Genomic DNA, 14275 nt, shown 5'->3' on the forward strand with positions numbered 1-14275 from the left:
ACCCGCTCTCAGTGCACTACGGAGGCGGGCGCTCTCTCAGGGCACCAGGTCATCAAGGCAACAGGGAGTCAGGGCAACAGGGCACCGGGCATCAGGGCCTCAGGGCAACAGCAGCCAGTCCGCGGCCAGTGCGGCCGCCAGGCCGAGGCCCAGCAGCCAGGTGCCGAGCCGGGTACGCCCGTGCCGGCTGAGCTCGATTACCACGCCGCAGAGCACCAGCGCGGCTCCGTACACCCCGACCACCAGCACCGACGTACGCGACGCCAGGCGCACCACGAGCACCACCGCCATCGCGGCCATCAGCACCGAGGCCAGGACGATGCGTATGCGCCGCGCCTGACGTGGCGTCAGCCCCACGCGACTGTCGGTCAGGGGCTCTTCGTTGCCGGGCATGTCCATGAGGGGGAATGCTACGGGACCGGTGATCGCCACCACCCGCCACTCCCCCGGCCGACGCCGCCCTCACACGCTCACCCCACCCTCTGCCACCCCACCGCCTCCGCATCACCACGACGTTCGGCGACCACCCCCACCCACAAGTGGCGCCAACACCCACAGCAGGTCTCAATTCGCCTCCCTCACACAACTGTTGGGCATCAAAATACCCACGTTCCCTCCACACTCCTCGCCTTGACATGCATGGATTCGGATCACCTAGGGTGGATCACTAAAGACGCGACAGATATCTGCGTGAAATACACGGCATCACGGGGGCAAGCGTGGCAGGCAAGGCATTCGACGTTGATCCGGATGTACTGCGCACGCAGGGCGACACCTTCGTCCACATCGGCGGCGATTTCTCCAAGGCGTCGAAGAAGCTGCAGGACGACCTCGAAGGTCTCGGCAGCCCGTGGGAGAACTGCGACTTCGGCGACCTCTTCGAAACGATCTACACGCCCATCCGGGACGGCATGTTCGAATCGATGGACTCGTTGGGCGAGCGCCTCGAAAGCATCGGCGACAAGTTGCAGCACATGGCCGGTTCGTACACCGAATCCGACGAGCAGGGCATCCACACCATCAGCGCGGTCGGCCGCCCGACCCTCTGAGGTCCCCCGCCGCACACGGATCCATTCCCCGGGCCGGACCCCCTCCCTTCACCCTTTCCCCCTCCCAGCTCTCCGCCTCACCTCTCTCCTACCTCTCTCCTACCTATCTCTCCTATCTCTCCATTGCGCTCAGCAATTGGCTACCACTGCACGGGGGACGATCACTGTGTCATTGACGCTGCCAAGCGAGGTGGCTTGGGTCCTGGACCTCCTCGGCTACAACTGGCCGGACGCCGACGAGGACAAGCTCCATGAATGCGCCCAGGCCTGGCGCAACTTCGCCGAGGCGGTCAACCAGGCATCGTCCCAGGGCTCTTCGGCAGCGGGTGAAGTCGTCTCCGCCAACTCCGGCGAGGCCGTCGAAGGCTTTTCCCGGGAATGGGGCTCTTTCTCCGGCGGCGGGGACAGCGGGGACAACTATCTCCGCGATGCCGCCGCGGCGGCGGAAGTCATCGCCGTCGCCTTCGACGCCGCGGCCATCGCCGTGCTCGCCGGAAAGATCGCGGTCATTGTCCAGCTCGTCATCCTGGCCGCCGAGATCATCGCGGCCCAGGCCGCCGCACCTTTCACCCTGGGCATCTCCGAGATCGGCGCCGCGGGCGCCACTCAGGCAACCCGCCTGATGGTCCGCCAGATCCTCGACAAGATCAAACGCGAGGTCATGCAGGCGGCCACCAAGGCCATGGAGCACGCCACCATGGACGCCATCAAGAAGATGGCGAAGAAGGCCGTCTCCAAGGAAGCCCGCAAGATCGCGACGGATTACGTCAAGAAGACGGTCAAGGAGACCGTCAAGGACAAGGTCGTCGACCAGGCGAAGGAAATCGCCAAGGACAAGATCGTCGAAGAAGGCAAGAACAAGGCCAAAGAGGCCGCCACGGAGATGGCCCAGAACGTCGCCCAGCAGGGCATCGAGAGCCACTTCGGCGCCCGCGACGGCATTGACTGGGGCGAAACCGCCGACATCGGCAAGGACAAGGCCGGCGAATACGTCGACGGCCTCAAGGAAGGCGTCCAGGAATACAAGGACGGCGTCACCAGCCTGGCCGACCCCGGCACCTACCTCGACCACGCCAAGGACGACCTCACCAACCGGGGCCTGGACGCCGCCCAACGCCACACCGACCGCCACACCGGCGGCGCCGCCACCCGCCACCAGAACGTCACAGACGAGGTCCGCTCAGTCTTCGGCTGACCCGCCAACGCCCCAGCCCCAAGGCGCACCACGAACAAAGGGGGCCCGGCGAGACGCTCTGAGCTCGCCCGCCCCTGCCTCTCATCCGACACACCTCGGGGTCCGCAGCTGAACACTGCGGACCCCAAGTCACATCCTTCACCCAGCCACTGCCCTCACTGCCCAGGCGGCGGTACGGGCGGAAACCCTCCCGAAGCACCTGACGGGTACTGATACGGACCGGGTTGCTGATACGGCCCCGGCGGCTGATACGGACCGGGCTGCGGGTAGGGCGCCGACTGCTGAAACGGCCCCTGCTACCGAGACACAACCCCGGAACCACCAGGCCCCCCGAACCCCCCATACCCACCCGGCGGCGGCCCGCTACCCCCACCCTTCTTCTGCCGAACCACCACGACAACGACGACCGCGACAACTACGAGCACACCGACTGCGATGCCGACGACGGCACCCATACCAAGTCCGCCGTCCTTCTCCCTACTCACCTGCTGGCCGCCACTACCTGCGCTCGCACCGCCCACACCCGTGGACGGATCCGCCTTCGGCGTCTTGAGCGGACCGTTCTTGGCGCCGGCAGGAATGTGCTTGGTCAGCGCGCTGTAGGGGCGAATGATGCCGAACCCATAGTGCGAGTCGGGAAGACTGGTGCCTTCTTCGTCCTTGGGGAGCGCCGCCGTCTTGACGAGACGATTGACGATCTGACCGGCGGTAAGGTCAGGGAATTTGGAACGCAACAGTGCCGCGGCAGCAGATACGTAGGCCGTGGAATCAGATGTACCGTCCGCAAGCCGGTACTGCCCAGGGCTAGCCGAAGCAGACGTGATCTCCACCCCAGGAGCCGTCAGCATGAGCTCACCGCCAGAGTTGGACTTCGCCCCCATCTTTCCGGCCTTATCCACTGAACCCACCGCTACGACCCCCGGGCTAGCGGCCAATCCACCCAGCTTCGTCTCTCCGTCGTTACCGGAGGCCACTACGACCAGGACGTCCTTCTGTGCCGCATAAGCCAGAGCACTTCTGTCGGCATCAGTGAGAAACGCGAGGCCGATCGACATGTTGATGACGGACGCATCATGATCGACTGCGTACCTGATCCAATCACCCGGCCCGGAGTTCTCCGACCCGGCTCCGACCTGGGGCCTCCCAACGGGAAGGATCTTAGCGTTGGGCGCAAGACCCATTACACCGTCGGCATTTCCGGCGCCATGCCCGTGCCCGGCGATGAGCGATGCCATCCCGGTCCCGTGGTCACCCGGCCCCTTGCGATCCCCTCGCCCACCGTCGATGAAGCTCTTCCCCGGCAGCACATTGCCCTTCAGATCCGGATAAGCACCGTTCACGGGATCATCGATTACCGCACCGTGCCCCCCTTACCCGTCGACTCCCTCCAAATGCTCGCGGCGTCAAACGCCTTGAGTGGCCACTGATCATCCCTGTTCTGATCAGCCAAGGCGATCGGAGCCGCGCCGAAGAGCAGCACTCCCGCCACCACAACACCACCCACCGCACGCAGCGTCCGCGTAAAGCTCATCTCGAAATTCCCCCACATGACAACTTGGGGTCCGCAGCAGGAACACTGCGAACCCCAAGTCAGTTCTGATGATCGGCAATTGCGCCCGTGCACCGTCCACCATCACCGCAGATCGGACGATGCCCTTAAGCAACCAACCTCGGCTGAAGACCTGACTGCGCTAGCCCTCAGACGCTATCCAGCGTCACGTATGAGGCCATTTACCGGCCGGGCGGCTGGTTGGGAGGCGGCGGCGGGAAGGAACCGGGTGCAGTCGGCTGCTGGTAGGCACCTGGCTGCTGCTGATACGGGGCGGGAGGCTGCTGGTACGGACCCGGCTGCTGCGGGAACCCCGGGCCGCCGTAGCCACCAGGGCCACCAGGCGGCGGTCCGCTGCGACCGTTCTTCTTCTGCCGTACCACGACGATCACGATGAGCGCGACAACGACGAGAACGCCGGCCCCGATACCCACAATGGCGCCGATACCGAGTCCGCTGCTCTTCTGCTCACCAGTCTGGTCACCGCCGTTACCCGATGAACCGAGAGCGGTTGCTCCACCGGCGCCGGCGCCCGGCTCAGTCTTGGGAGTCTTCAGCGGACCGTTCTTCGAACCAGCCGGGATGTCCTGCGTCAGCGCCCTCAAGGGCCGGATGAAGCCGTACCCGTAGTGCGGGTCAGGGAGCTTCATTCCTTCCTGCCCAGGCGGTAGACCAGCCGTCTTCACGAGCCGGTTGGCGATCTGACCGGCAGTGAGGTCGGGGTACTTGGCACGAAGAAGGGCTGCGGCACCGGAGACGTAGGCCGCCGAGTCGGATGTGCCATTGGCCAGCAAATACGGCTTGTTGGCCCCTGCAGATCGAATCATCGTCCCAGGTGCGGTCAACATGGTTTGGGGACCGTAGTTCGAGTCCTCCCATACCTTGCCGCCCTTGTCGACCGCTCCAACCGCAACTACTCCCGGATAGGACGTCAGTTGATCAAGGTGGCCCAATCCGTCGTTGCCGGTCGCGACCACAAGGAGGACATTCTTCTTAGCCGCATAGGAGAGAGCCCGCTTCTCCTTATCAGTCAGGACAGGCCACCCGAATGACATGTTGATGACAGAAGCGCCCTGATCAACAGCGTAATTCAGTGCATCTGCAAACGGATCCGTGTTCGGCGCTGGCACATCGCCAACTTCGACGGACAGAGCCACCGGAAGAATCTTGGCATCCGGAGCCAGGCCCTTCACGCCGTCAGAATTTCCAGCACCATGCCCATGGCCTGCAATGATGCCTGCCATCGATGTGCCATGGTTCTCCTGCGACTCCTGATTGGCAGGCCCGCCATTCTCAACGTCCTTGCCGGGTAGAACATTTCCTTTCAAGTCAGGGTGATCGCCGTTGATGGGGTGATCGAGTACTGCGACTGTGACGCCCTTGCCAGTCGATACCTTCCACACCTTTTCAGCATCGAACGACTTCAACGGCCATTGGTCATTTCTGATCTGGTCTGCCGAAGCAGCCGGGGCGGAGCCGAAGAGCAGTGCTCCCGCCACCACCGCGCCACCCACTGCACGCAGTGTTCGCGTGAAGCTCATGCCGTTACACCTCTCCCTAACAGGGTCGGGGCCCGCAGCCCGAAGACTGCGGGCCCCTTTTCGATTCCGCCCAGCGATTCGCCTGGACCGACAGGCACCTACTCGATGACCTTGGGCGCCACATTACGCTCCGGCGTCCAGGTCTCCTCTTCTTCTACCAGGTAGTCGGGGCGCTGTCCGTTCTCTCCGCCCTTGTCCTTACCCTTTGCCCCGTGAGCACCATGCGCGCCGCCCATGCCAGCCGGGCGGCGCCCGCCTGTAGCGCCCTGCTGCGTGCCGCCCCGGCTGCGGTGCAACCCGGATCCTCCTTGACCTGCGGCGCCGAGCTTTCCTCCCTTGCCGCCGATCACTCCGCCCTTTTGCCGTGCCAGGGCACTTCCCTTGCCGCCAGCGCCAGCGCCCTTGGCGCCAGCTCCCTTGCCGGCGCCAGCGGCTCCCCCCATACCGGGCATGCCGGCGCGGCCGCCCCGTGCGCCCGCTCCAGCGCCCGTGCCACCGGCACGGGCGCCACCGGTAGCGCCGACACCCCCCACCATGCCGGGTGCGCCCGATCCGCCAACGCCCGGGCCGGAACCCGCACCGACGCTTCCGGCCCCCGCGCCCAAGCCTCCAGTGCCTACGCCGCCGCCGACACCGCCACCAATCCCGCCAGCGCCGGCGCCACCGCCAGTGCCGAGACCCGTCCCCCCCGAAAGGCCATCAAGTCCCGTGCCAATGTGAGGTGTGGGGCTCTTCGGGATACTGCCAATCCCGCCATCGATGCCGTGCTGGCGTGGCGGTTCCATCGGCTGCGGGGTCGTGTAACCGCCGCCGCCCTTGATGTCCGGAGTCTTAGGGGTCGAGCCTCCGCTGGGACCGGACGGCATGGGACCGTACGGGCCGATCGGGGGGATCGGGACGTCGCCGCCATCTCGTTCCGGCACCTCCTTCTCCCGCGAACCGCCACCCATCGGCGGCTTCCCAATAGCCACAACACCCGCCCGGTAAGTAGTCGCCAGCTGCTCCATGTAATGAGCAGCCTCGAGCTCGCGCTCCCGGTCGATCGACAGGCTTCCCCGGTTCTTGTTGACGGCGTCGAAGATGCTCATCTTCGGGTTGGCCAGGTCGGCGTTCAACTGCGAGTCGTCCCGGCCGTCGCCGCCGACCATTCCGCCGACGAAGCCGCCGACCAGGGCACCGCCGCCGCCCGGCATAAGGGTGTTCCCGATGGCCGCACCCTTTCCGGCACCGGAACCCATGCCGTCGGAAGCCCGGTCCTTGATGCGCTCCCACTCGCTGGGCTCCTGGACGCCCTCGACCGCCTTCTTGACGGACGCCAGTCGCTCGCTGATCTGGTGCAGCACGTAGCCGGTGTTGTGCGGGTAGGCAGCGAGTTTCGCGAAGTTGTTGCTGATCTTCTGTGCCTCAGCCGCGAATTGGTCCGCGGAGGTGCCGTGCCAGGACTGCAGGACCTTGGTCACCGCATCGTCGAACTTCTTCTTGATGCCGTCATTCCAGTCCTGCGAGGTCCAGTCGCTACCGCCGCCCACCAGCTTGATGCGAACGAGCTTCCAGCCCTCGGCGACATTGCCGACTTCTCCCGGGTTGGAGCCGTCGACCATCTGCTTGACCTGATTCAGCCTCAGCTTGGTGAACTGAGGGCGGCTCTGGCCGATTTCATAGCTCTGCTCTTGAGCCGCGCCCGAACCTGTCTGCGCCGGCCCGGCGTTCTTCGGTACATGGACCTCGGCGGGCTTGAACTTTCCGTCATTCGATGCCATCTGCTGTCCCCCACTCCGTCATCGAACATGCTCCATCTGTCACTGCAATCCGCCCGCCGACATCACGCCATGCTGACGGTGTTGTCCGCCTCGGCGTCCTGGTAGGCACCCCTGACCTTGGACGACTTCTTGCCGAACCGGTCGATGAGGCCTTCCACCATCTCCATCAGCTGCTCGATGTCACCCTTCATCGCGCCATGAGCCTGATACAGCTGGCTTTCCTCCGTGAACCCCTGCCCCAGGGTGCCCTTCGCCAGATAGGTGCTGCTCTTGGCCGTGCTCGTCGAGTCGCCCATCATCTGGAGGACATGGTTGAGCTCCTTCACAACCTGGTCCAAAGCGTCCAGGTCAACGCCGTACTCGCCTTTACCACCCACGATTAAGCCTCCCCGTGTGTTCGCAAACCAGTCTTTCGGCGCCAGTCGCGGAGTGCGATGGCGGAGCCAACTACCGTGCCGACGGCGAGAAGTCCGCCGCCGACAATGTAGATGGAATAGCGGGCGCGTCGGTCCTCGGGGCTTTCGCCGAGGGCGACGGCGACCGGGTGGATGTTGGAGCCGTCCGCCACGTTGGAGCGCTTGTCCGGCTTGGGCTCTCCGGTGGGCACCGTGTTGTCGTTGAGGGCCGCCACCGGGTCGACGACGCCCCAGCCGATGAAGTCGTTCCGGTTCGGGCGGACGCGCTCGGCGGTCTTCTCCAGGTGCCAGATCAGCTGCTGCGGGGTCCAGGTGCGGTGCTTCGCCTTGAGCAGGGCCGCGGCTCCCGCGACGTAGGGAGCGGCGAAGCTGGTGCCCTGGTCGACGCAGTTGCCGCCGCCGGGGACGGTGGAGACCATGTCGACGCCCGGCGCGGCGATCTGGACGAACGGTCCGGACTGGGAGAAGGGTGCCCGCTCGTTGTTCCGGTCCGAGGCGGCCACTGCGAGGACGTTGGGGTAATCGTCCGAGTAGGCCGCGGGGTACATGTTCTTCTCCTCGCCGTCGGCGCCGCCGTTGCCGGCCGAGGCGACGATGAGGACGTTGTGCGCGTCGGCGTACTTGACCGCGCTCTTAAGGGTGGGCAGCAGGCGCGGGTCGGCGGCGGTGCCCTGCGAGATGTTGATGATGTCCATGTGCTCGTCCACGGCCTTTTTGATGGCCGTCGCGAGGCTGTCGGCGGTGCCGGGCTTTTCCTGCGAGGTCTGCTGGAAGGGGACGACGGTCGCCTCGGGCGCTATTCCGTAGAAGCCGGAACCCTTGAGGGGGCGGGCGGCGATGATGCCTGCCACTTTGGTGCCATGGCCGACCTTGTCTTCGGTCGGCTTTCCCTTGACGAGAGTGATGCCGCCGCTGCCGATGGCGTCTTTGATCTGCGGGTTACCCGCGTCGATCCCGGTGTCGATGACGCCGACATGGATTCCCTTCCCCTTTCCGTACGCCCACATCTGATTGGTGAGTATGCGCTGCAGCGACCACGGGGTCTCTTTGATGTAGTCGGCGCCGAACTTGCACTCACCGCTGTTGAGCGGGACGTTCTCGTCCGCGACGGCCGGTGCGGCGGTGACGCTGGACAGGCCGACGATGCAGGCCGCCGTGAGCAGGGCGCCCGTCGTGCGGCGACGGTGCCCGGCTCGATGACCGATGGCGCGAGATCCCACGGGTTGTCTGCTCTCCATGAGGGGCGGAAGGGGAGGGTGGGGAGGGAGGAGGGGAGGGTGGGGAGGAGGTCGCGTGGACGGCAGAAGGGCGAGCGCACTGAAGCAGCGCGCTCGCCCTCATTGACCACTGTGCGAGCCTTCGGGGCTGCTCAGCCGATCGCTATCCGTACGTGTGCCGACGCGAGGTCAGCCCGCCCAGATACCGGAGTTCTTGTGCTCGGTGGCCTGGTAGTTCTGGGCGGCCTGGTCGAGCGCCTTGGCGATGGCCTCGAGCGTCGAGTGCAGGGAGGCCGCGCGCTGGTCCCACTCGCGCTGGCGGGCCTGGTAGCCCTCCTGCGCCGCGCCTTCCCAGCTGGCGGCGATCTTCTTGACGCCCGCCTCGAGGTCGTCGAGCTGCTGGCGGATGTTGTTGGCAGTACCGCGCACGTCGGAACTGGCCTGGGAGATCGTCGCGAAATTAACGAGGATCTGGCCTGACATGGTGTCTCCTCAGGAGTTGATGAAGCCGGGTCGATTCATGCCGCAGCGGGCCGGCGGGCGTACCCGGCTGGCCCGTGCTGCGGCCGCTGGGCCACTGCGCCGCACGGAGCGGCGCGGCTGCATCATCCGAACGGGGAAGCCGAAGAGGAGACGTGCGAAATCGACTGGGCCTGCTCTTCCTCGGAGGCGGAGTAGTTCTTCGTGGTCTCGTCGATCGCTTCCTTGATCTCACCCAGAAGCTGGTTGAGACGGTTGGCGTCCTCGTTCACCTGCGTCTGCAGCTGGTTGTACGAGGAGGCCGCAGCACCCTTCCACCCGGACGTGATGGTGTCGACGACCGTGTTCAGGCGCGAGATCTCGCCCTGGATCGACTGATTGACCGAGGAGATCTTGCCGCTGAACGCGACCATCTCCTCCTCGGTGGTTGTGTACTGCTGACCAGCCATAGTCAACGTCCCCCATGAGACTTGTACGTCGTACCGCGCCGCACCGACGGAGCCGGCTTGCGTGGTGGGCATCTCCTGCTGACGCCTTCGCCCACTTTAACCACTCCACACGTCTGTTCCCAACTGGGGGAGGCCTCTTGTTGCGGGATCACAACATGGCCAACTCCCCCGTGCAGAAACCGTGTTCGCGGAATTCGGGCAGATGCGGTGCTTTCGGTCAGGGTGGGAAATTCCGACGGCAAAGAGAAGATCGCGGGAACAGAAGTCGCGATTCGGCAGGAGGCCGGGCCGATAGTCCGTGAAGGGTATCGGCCCGGCCTCCGTACGTCACGAAGCCTGCGGCTTGTGGGCGCTTTGCACGTCCAGCGACGGGCCCGCGGAGAGGAGTTCGGACCAGGTCTTCAGGATGAGCGGCGGGTGCGCGTCCTTGTAACCGAGGCGGAGTTGCGACTGGCCGCCCTCCTGGTTGGCCTTGCCGGCCTTCTGGCCGTCGTTGTTCTCCGGAACGGAGTAGCGCAGGCCGGTGTCGGTGACCAGGAACAGACTGCCGAACTTCGCGGAAGGCGTGGAGGCCTGGCGGTACAACAGTCCGTTGCCGGGGGTGACATACGAACTCGCACCGGGAGCGATCTTTGCGGGGTAGTCCTTGCCGACCCAGGTCTGCATGTTGGGCACGCCGTTCGGGAATCCCAGCTTCTTGTTCGCCTCACCCGGGAGCTTGGTGCTGGTGCCCTTGTAGACGCTGCAGGAGACCCCGTGGTCCGTGGGGCTGATCAGGCCGCCGGTCTGCGAACCCTCCTTGAAGTTGTTCGCGGCGGAGACGGCCTCGGTGGGCCACGGCATATCGATATCGGTGCCCTGGATCTTGCCCAGGTAGGTCTCCGCGCGGCCCTGGTCGTCCTGCTTCAGGGTCATGCTCGTGGTGGAGACCTCCATGGGCTTCAACGCCGTGCCGTCCGGGTGCACGTCCTTGGCGTTCTGGCCCTCCAGAAGGAGGTTCGCCACGAAGTCGGACACCTTGTAGACGCCGTCGGCCTGGACGACGTACTTCTGCCGGCTGTCGCGCGCCTGCAGCACCGTGCCGATGGTCCGGGCACTGTCCGGGACCCCCAGGGCGGCGGTCTTGTGACTCGCGCCGGAGATGCGGGGCATGGCGATCGGGACCGGGCTCTTGATCAGGGTGTCCATGAACTGCTGGGAGACCTTCTGCGGTTCGGCGGAGTCGCCGAAGATGATGCGCTGGAGGTCGCTGTTGGCCTTCGCCGGGCCCTGCTCCGGCGCGACCTTCCCGCCCAGGGTGGCGTCGAACTCGAAGGCCATGCCCTTCTCGTCGACCAGCCAGCGCTTCCCCTTGGGGTCCTCGATGTAGAGCGCCTGGTCGTTGTCGAGCTTGCCCTTGCCCTCGACGAGGTCCTTGTCCTTGCCGCCGAGGACGAACACCGTCTGCTGGGGCTTGCTGTTCTCGCCGCTGCCGGGACGGTCGCACACCGCCCAGACCTTGGGCTTGTCCACCTCGTCCTTGCCGGGAAGGCGGTCGGGCGCATACGGAATGCCGACGGCCGGGCCGTGCGGAAGCTTTCCGTCGAGCTCGGAGTCCTTGACCTGAACGACCTGGAACTTATCGGGGTCGAGAAGAAGTCGGGCCGAGGCGAGGTTCAGGACGGGGTGCAGAAGCTTATGACTATTTCCGCTGGAGTCCGTGTTGGGCAGCACGACATATCGCGTGGTGGAGTCGGACCCGACAATGACATTGGACCCCACGGTGTCCCATCCCTGCGGGGCAACAGGCCGGAGAATGCCGCAGGCACCGAATCCCACGAGCACCACGACGCCCATCACGATGCTCGGCACCACCGCCTTCAGCGGCTTGGGGGCACTCTCGATCGAACCGTTCGGCAGCGGCTTCAGAAATGCCGCATTCGTGCGCTTTCGAGCAAACGAATACGCATTCAGCTCGTCCCGACGTGATGCCATTGTTGCTTTCTCTCCCCGCCTGTTGGATCCACAGCGACCGCCCCCGGCACTCACGCCGTAGCGCCCTCTACTATGCCGTGTGTCGATCGACCCGTACGGTACGGGTGCCACCTTCCGACGCACCAGTCTCAGTGGCGACCGATACGCCTAGAGGCCACACCACCAGTAGAGGAGCAGGCCGGGGGATGTCCAGCGCCACCAGGGCTCGACGCCGCAATGGGCGGCAACAGCAGCAACAGCCTTCTGCTGCACCGCAATACGCGGGAAATGCTGACCAAAACGGTACAGCTCAGGGCAACAGAGGAAATGGCGGCCCGGGTTCTGCGGCCCGCCCGGCCGGTCCGGTGGCACCGCGGCTGCGCCAACAGGCCGGAACCATCGGCGGCGTTCGCGTTCAGCAGCTGGCCATCATCGAACTCGCCGTGGCACTGGTGCTGGTGGGCTGGACGATCCACCCGGCCGCCCTGACCGTGGCGATCGTGATCGCGGCAGTTCTCATCGTTTTCGCGCTCGGCCGGCGGCGGCGGATTCCGCTGCCGGAATGGATCACCACCGTGCGCGCGATGAAGCGCCGCGGCAAGAACAGCGCCGCCGCGCTCGCGGCCACCCAGGGCGCCGACCCGGCCTTCGCCCCGGTCGTGGAGTGCGAACCGGCCCTGCAGACCTACGAGTTCACCACCGAGGCCGACCAGCGGGCCATCGGCTTCGTCGGTGACGGCACGTTCCTGACGGCCCTGGTCCAGGTGGACGCCCGGGACGAGCCGCTGCGGCCGCAGCGCGGCAGCCACATGCTGCCCCTCGATGTGCTGCACACCGCGCTCGACATCGAGGACATCCACCTCGAGTCCGTGCAGTTCGTCCAGTACACCCAGCCTGCCCCGGCCCCGCATCTGCCCGAACAGGCCGTCGCGGCCCGCTCGTACACGCCCCTGCAGGCGCAGACGCAGACCCCGGCCCTCCAACTGACATGGATCGCGCTCAAGCTCGACCCCGAGCTGTGCGCGGAGGCGATCGAGGCCCGCGGCGGCGGGATGGAGGGCGCCAAGCGTTCGCTGCTGCGCGCCGCCGACCAGCTCGTCAGCCGGCTGACCGCGCACGGGGTGCGGGCACGGGTGCTCGACGAGCGCGAGGTCGTGGCCGCGATCGGTACCGCGGTGTGCGTCAGCCCGCGGGCGGCCAACGGCGCGATGGGGCGCGAGGGCCGAGCGGCCCGCCGCACCCAGGAGACGACCCGGGCCATGCGCTGCGACGACCGCTGGCACTCCACGTACTGGATCGGGCGCTGGCCCCAACTGGGCGAGGGCGGCGCGCCGTTGGCCGCCGTCACCCAGCTGCTGACCAGCACCAGGGCGATGGCCAGCACCTTCGCGCTGACCGCCACGCACGGCGGCGGCCGCGCCCCGGCCATCTCGGGTTACGTCCGTCTTTCCACCCGCAGCGAGAACGAACTCACCGCCGCACAGAGCGAGTTGGAACGTCGTTCCGGTTCCGTGAAGGTCGGGCTCGTCCGGCTCGACCGGGAACAGCTGCCCGGCCTGCTGGCCACGCTTCCCCTCGGAGGTACCCGCTGATGGCCTCTCCCACCTATCAGCCCCGCGCCAACACCAACGGCACCGGCTGGCGCAATCCGGTCGGGGCCACCGACGGCAGCCGCCGGCCCTCGCACCAGCCGCGTCCGGAGGAGGAGCAGGCGGGCCCGGACGGCCCGAAGCTGCGGCCCGGTTACGGCCTGCGCGGTCCGCGGCGCAGCCCGCACGTCCTGACGCCCGAATCGCTCGCCTCACTGACCCTGCCGGTCGGCGACGACGGCGTGATCATCGGCATCGACCCGCAGAACCAGCCCGCCGTGCTGAGCCTGCTGCGTCCGGTGCCGCTGGAGATCGTCCTCGTCGGCAGCATGTGGATGGCGCAGGTGCTGGCGCTGCGCACGGTCGCCACCGGCGCCCGGGTGGCGGTCGAGACGGCGCGGCCGCCGGCCTGGGGGCAGATGGCGCAGGCCGCGGGCGGCGGACAGCAGTGTGTGTCGGTCCACGACGTACGCCAGATCGCGCCCCAGGGCCCGTCGGTGTCAAGCCCCGTACTGGTCATCCGGGACATGGGCGCACGGCCGCCGCGCAATCAGCTCGCCCCGGGCCCCTGGCAGTCGGTACTGACCGTGCTGCCGTTCCTCGGGCCGCGCTCGCCGCAGATGCTCGGCCGCGCCGATCTGGTCGGTCTGCAGCGGCTTTCGCCCGAGGAGGCGGAGGTTGTGACGCGAATCATGCGGCTGCCGGAGCAGGTCGGCGCGGTGCTGCCGACGCTCAGCGACAACGCCATGCTGTGGTGCTCGCGCGAGGGCCACCAGTTCGTCATGACCCAGCCCACGGAGGCGGAGACCAACCTGCTCGGCGGCCCGCGCCGTATGGACTGAGGGACTGACCGACACCGCGGGCCGGTTGCCCGGGTCCGCGCCCGGTGCGGCGCGGACACGGCCGGCCGCGGGCACGACTGACGGGCGCATCCTCGGGTGCGCCCGTCAGTGTGCCGAAAGGGCACGAAGACGACATGACATCGACTGCCACTGTGCGCCGACTCTTGATTAGGCTGTGCGGGAGAGCCGCAGGAGCACAGCACGACGGCAGTCGATACGGGGATGGACAGCTAGT

13 protein-coding genes are annotated in these 14275 nt (G+C 66.6%); 4 read left to right on the forward strand and 9 right to left on the reverse strand.

The window, feature by feature from the left end:
* Nucleotides 1-99 precede the first annotated feature (99 nt).
* Nucleotides 100-399, reverse strand: coding sequence for a hypothetical protein (locus OIU81_RS09495; protein WP_329145800.1), 300 nt, complete (start codon nt 397-399; stop codon nt 100-102).
* 320 nt (nt 400-719) lie between these two features.
* Here OIU81_RS09495 and OIU81_RS09500 point away from each other — a divergent pair, with 320 nt between their 5' ends.
* Both OIU81_RS09500 and OIU81_RS09505 read left to right on the forward strand, forming a co-directional pair.
* The gene (locus OIU81_RS09500) at nt 720-1049 is read left to right on the forward strand and encodes a WXG100 family type VII secretion target (RefSeq protein ID WP_329145802.1); all 330 of its coding nucleotides are present in this window, start codon (nt 720-722) and stop codon (nt 1047-1049) included.
* Between the two features lie 190 nt (nt 1050-1239).
* A complete protein-coding gene (locus OIU81_RS09505; RefSeq protein ID WP_329145804.1) occupies nt 1240-2244 on the forward strand; it encodes a WXG100-like domain-containing protein in 1005 nt (334 codons plus the stop codon).
* Nucleotides 2245-2540: 296 nt separating this feature from the next.
* On the opposite strand, the gene OIU81_RS09510 is transcribed toward OIU81_RS09505, so the two are convergent.
* The 8 genes from OIU81_RS09510 to OIU81_RS09545 all read right to left on the reverse strand — a co-directional run bounded on the left by OIU81_RS09510 (nt 2541) and on the right by OIU81_RS09545 (nt 11630).
* On the reverse strand, nt 2541-3584 hold the full coding sequence (locus tag OIU81_RS09510) for a S8 family serine peptidase (protein ID WP_329145806.1): 1044 nt from the start codon (nt 3582-3584) through the stop codon (nt 2541-2543).
* Nucleotides 3585-3975: 391 nt separating this feature from the next.
* A complete protein-coding gene (locus tag OIU81_RS09515; RefSeq protein WP_329145808.1) occupies nt 3976-5334 on the reverse strand; it encodes a S8 family serine peptidase in 1359 nt (452 codons plus the stop codon).
* Nucleotides 5335-5432: 98 nt separating this feature from the next.
* Nucleotides 5433-7094 (reverse strand): hypothetical protein, encoded by a 1662-nt coding sequence (locus OIU81_RS09520; protein WP_329145810.1) that lies wholly within the window; start codon nt 7092-7094, stop codon nt 5433-5435.
* 62 nt (nt 7095-7156) lie between these two features.
* Entirely contained in the window at nt 7157-7471 is a 315-nt protein-coding gene (locus OIU81_RS09525) for a hypothetical protein (RefSeq protein WP_329145812.1), read from the reverse strand.
* 2 nt (nt 7472-7473) lie between these two features.
* On the reverse strand, nt 7474-8730 hold the full coding sequence (gene mycP, locus OIU81_RS09530) for a type VII secretion-associated serine protease mycosin (RefSeq protein WP_329145814.1): 1257 nt from the start codon (nt 8728-8730) through the stop codon (nt 7474-7476).
* A 186-nt stretch (nt 8731-8916) separates the two neighbouring features.
* Nucleotides 8917-9210: a WXG100 family type VII secretion target gene (locus tag OIU81_RS09535; RefSeq protein ID WP_006602760.1), complete on the reverse strand. Its 294-nt coding sequence runs from the start codon at nt 9208-9210 to the stop codon at nt 8917-8919.
* Nucleotides 9211-9332: 122 nt separating this feature from the next.
* Nucleotides 9333-9656, reverse strand: coding sequence for a WXG100 family type VII secretion target (locus OIU81_RS09540; protein ID WP_329145816.1), 324 nt, complete (start codon nt 9654-9656; stop codon nt 9333-9335).
* Nucleotides 9657-9983: 327 nt separating this feature from the next.
* Nucleotides 9984-11630 (reverse strand): type VII secretion protein EccB, encoded by a 1647-nt coding sequence (locus OIU81_RS09545; RefSeq protein ID WP_329145818.1) that lies wholly within the window; start codon nt 11628-11630, stop codon nt 9984-9986.
* A 344-nt stretch (nt 11631-11974) separates the two neighbouring features.
* On the opposite strand from OIU81_RS09545, the gene eccE reads away from it, so the two are divergent.
* Together eccE and OIU81_RS09555 are read left to right on the forward strand one after the other, a co-directional pair.
* Nucleotides 11975-13201, forward strand: coding sequence for a type VII secretion protein EccE (eccE, locus tag OIU81_RS09550; RefSeq protein WP_329145820.1), 1227 nt, complete (start codon nt 11975-11977; stop codon nt 13199-13201).
* Nucleotides 13201-14040, forward strand: a complete 840-nt coding sequence (locus tag OIU81_RS09555; protein ID WP_329145822.1) for a hypothetical protein — start codon at nt 13201-13203, stop codon at nt 14038-14040. Before eccE ends, OIU81_RS09555 begins: the two co-directional genes overlap by 1 nt.
* The last annotated feature ends 235 nt before the right edge of the window (nt 14041-14275 follow it).

The sequence above is a fragment of the Streptomyces sp. NBC_01454 genome (genome assembly GCF_036227565.1).
Classification (GTDB): domain Bacteria; phylum Actinomycetota; class Actinomycetes; order Streptomycetales; family Streptomycetaceae; genus Streptomyces.